This window comes from Stenotrophomonas sp. GW821-FHT01H02A (assembly GCF_059422145.1).
The window spans coordinates 1-3,355 of the sequence record NZ_JBWKWI010000022.1; the positions used below are offsets into that span (position 1 = coordinate 1).

Consider the following 3,355-nt stretch of genomic DNA (forward strand, 5'->3'; position numbering starts at 1 on the left):
TCATGAAGCATTCCCGTGGGTGGCCAACGACGTTATCCGCCTTCCTGACGTCGCCCGGGGTTGGTTGGGGCTGGATACATTCGGGGAGGGCTGCTCCGGCGACCCGAGGTGGTGACGTTCGTCGAAGAGGTCTCGGAACCGGCTGCCGCCATGCATGATCATCACCAGGGTTCTACCTTCGGTCCACGCCATGATTTCCAGCATCGCGACGTCCTGAGCGCTGGTATCCAGGTTTGCAAGGGGCTCATCCAGCACATACAGATCCGCTGCTTTGCTGAGCACCATGGCCAATGCGAGCTTCTGCTGCTGCCCGGCTGACAGCTGGTCGGGATAGGCCGTTCGGATTTCCGGACAGTCCAGGCCGAAGGCCTGGAGCAGGCGCTGCTCGACGTCAAGCTTTCCAACCTTCAGCGGTGGAAAGGCAAGCGGCAGCGTAGCTGCACTGATCCGGGAAGGAAGCGAAACGCGCCCCTGCGTCGGGTATAGGCATCTGGCCAGGATGTTGGCAAACGTTGTCTTCCCGGAGCCGTTGTCGCCCGTGATCAGAACGCGACGCCCGGGCCTCCAGGCCACCGATACGTCCCGCAGCACGTCGGCCCCCTCGTAGGAGAAGCCGACATCCATGGCGATCACGGAGTCGCAGACGTCGAAATGGGAGGTCTCGTGACCATGAAGGAACTGGGTGATCCGATGAACGGTTGCGCCATGGCTCTGGAGCTCGGCCCAGTGCTTGAAGATCGCGATCAATGTCGTCGCGGCCCGCCAGAATGAATTCATGAAGGCAATGAATGAGCCGAACGTCATCTTTCTCTGAAGGACGAACAATGCGCCAACAAAGATCGAGCAGACATCCGACAGCACCATGGTCAGGTCACTGGCCCCCTGCAGGGTGCGGACGGCCTTGAATCGCTTGTAGCCGGTATCAAGCAACACGCCCATACCGTTATCGAACTCATTGACCGTCTTGTTCACAAGCCCAAAGCCGCAAACCATCTTGATGCTTCCCACCGCCTTGGTCAGCACACCGAGCACGTCGGCTTCATTTTCCCGCTCGGTCGATGTCAGGTGGCGGATTCTCTTGCCGACAGCCAAGCTCACGACTGTCGCAATGGGAATGATGACCACCAGCACGGCAAATGCCTGCCAGGAGATGAGGAGCAATGCGGAGACCAGGGCCAGCAACATGGAGATCTTCGTCGTAAGGACTCGCACCAACGCAAGCATCGGAACCAACCCATCCTTTACGTCCGCTCGTATGCGCGACACGTAGTACCCGACGCCATTGCGGAGGAAACGTTGATAGTGTTCGGTGTAGAACGCTCCAAGCAGATCCGCACTTATTCGCCTCACAATCCTGTTATCCAGACGTTGCTGCCACAACGAGGTGGCGTAGGCGCCGGCATTCAGGGATACGCCAAGCACCAGATAGCCGAGCACCAGAAGCATCATCCTTTCAACGTCGCCGCTGGACGACGCATGATCAAGGATCGCCTTGATCAGCAAGGGGTGGATCAGACCTTCGGCAGCGCCGATCAGCGCACCTGCAGCAGTCACGCCGATGTACTCACGTCGATCGCCGCCCAACAGACAAGCGAAGTCCCGCACGCTGGTCCTGGCAGTGGAGGCAGCCTGCACTCCTTGTCCTCGGGCTGCGAAGCTCATTCCGCTCTCCTCGCGATCACGCAGACGCTTGGACAGCGTGCGCACCAATGCGCTTCAGCAGTGGCCCGTCCAGGACATCCAAGCAGAAGTCATCGCCATCAGGGGCACTGAGCCTCTGGATGGCGCGTATGATCCCGGCCATTCCAGTCGCGTAATCACACGATATGCGGAACAGGTTCTCTCCAGGCACCGCCGCCATGTCGTCGTCTCCGAAAACATAGAGGTCGGTAAGGCCTTGGTAGGCGCGCTGTGCCATTTCCAGATACCTGGGATTTCCGGAGTACACGTGGGCATCAACCAGCGTGTCGATGAGGCCAGCCAGGCCATACAGGAGGCCTGCGAAGCCAGCGTACTTTCTGTGCAGATCCAGTACGAGCTGATCCACCGTCTCCCAGAGTCCGTACCGGATGGCCACCTTGACGATGCCGGCGGTGCCTTGCTCGATGTAATGCTCATACGTCGTGATCCCTGCTGGAGCCGCGGCAAAGGTTGTCACCCCTGCCTCCAGCTCATGGCCATGAGCAAGGTCGTAGCACAGGGCAGCCTTGCCCAGGGTTCGCCAGCGCTCGTCCCCGGCGGCCTGTGACAGCCGAAGGAAGAAAAGGGCGATACCGGATTGTCCATAGCCAAAGCCGATTCGGACGACACCATCGTCTTCCCAATACAGCCCGTCGTTGCTCTGAAGCGCGGAGGACTCAAGCTGTGCCGCGAGCTCCAGGGCCAGGTCAAGATAGCGATGATGACCAGAGACCACGTATGCGGCCAGATCGGCCAAGCCCAGGCCCGCCATCCCGTAGTACAGGGAAGGATGCGTGGTTTTCTGAACACTCCTGTTGGCTTGCTCCACAAAGCCGAGGCCAATGGCCGCCTCCCCCATTGCCAGGTGCGCCCAACCGATCCCCGCCAGGCCGGTAAGAAATCCCGGTGCCGCATTCTGGCTGTTCAGGCTCGAGACCTCGGCGAGATGCCGATCCCATGCCGCTTGGGGCACCTCAACGCCGGCACGGATGAGCGCATAGATCACCCCTGATGATCCGAAACCAAGGCTGCTGGCGTTGGTTGCCAGCGCGAATGGATCGCACGGAAAGAGCGTGTACTTCGGGTCGAGGCGATAATTGACCTGGATGAAGGCGGCCAGCCTCTTCAGCACGCTGTCAGCGGGAAGGCCTCTGCCAGCCTTGGAGGCATAGGGCTGGCGAATGCTTACCGGCTGCAGCAGCCGTTCCTCCGCCTCTTTCAGGCTGGCCTTGCCTTGTGCGAGGTCACGGATGACACCCATGACGGGCGTGTCCTTCCAGCCGATATCCCACACGATCTCCGGCAGCACTGTGTCGAATAGATCATCTCTGATGTAGGCCATAGCGACGATCGGGAACATGGCGTACATCATGATGGCCGCCACCGCGTAGTGGTCATCTTCATAGCTGCTGATCCTTGCCCGGCTCTTCAGCTTGCTCCGGAATCCAGGTGTGTGGATGTCCTCCGACTCTCCGAGCCCGGGTCGAAACGCGGCCTCAAGATCGATCAGGCGGACTGCCAGACTGTCCTTGGCAACAAGGATATTGGGAGGAGACAAGTCACCGATCACCATGCCCGCGCCATGAGCCAGATCAACTGCACGGACAAGGTTGACGAAGATGTCCCTGTACATCGCGTAGAACGCATCACTATCCGACAGCGTCGGGCGTACTTT

General features: G+C 59.9%; 2 protein-coding genes. Both read right to left on the reverse strand.

The features are described 5' to 3' along the window. A complete protein-coding gene (locus AC07WC_RS17685; RefSeq protein ID WP_495211161.1) occupies positions 1–1,707 on the reverse strand; it encodes an ABC transporter transmembrane domain-containing protein in 1,707 nt (568 codons plus the stop codon). Continuing rightward, positions 1,679–3,355, reverse strand: a 1,677-nt coding sequence (locus AC07WC_RS17690) for a lanthionine synthetase LanC family protein (protein WP_495211162.1), incomplete at its 5' end; no start/stop codon positions are given. The genes AC07WC_RS17690 and AC07WC_RS17685, both read right to left, overlap by 29 nt.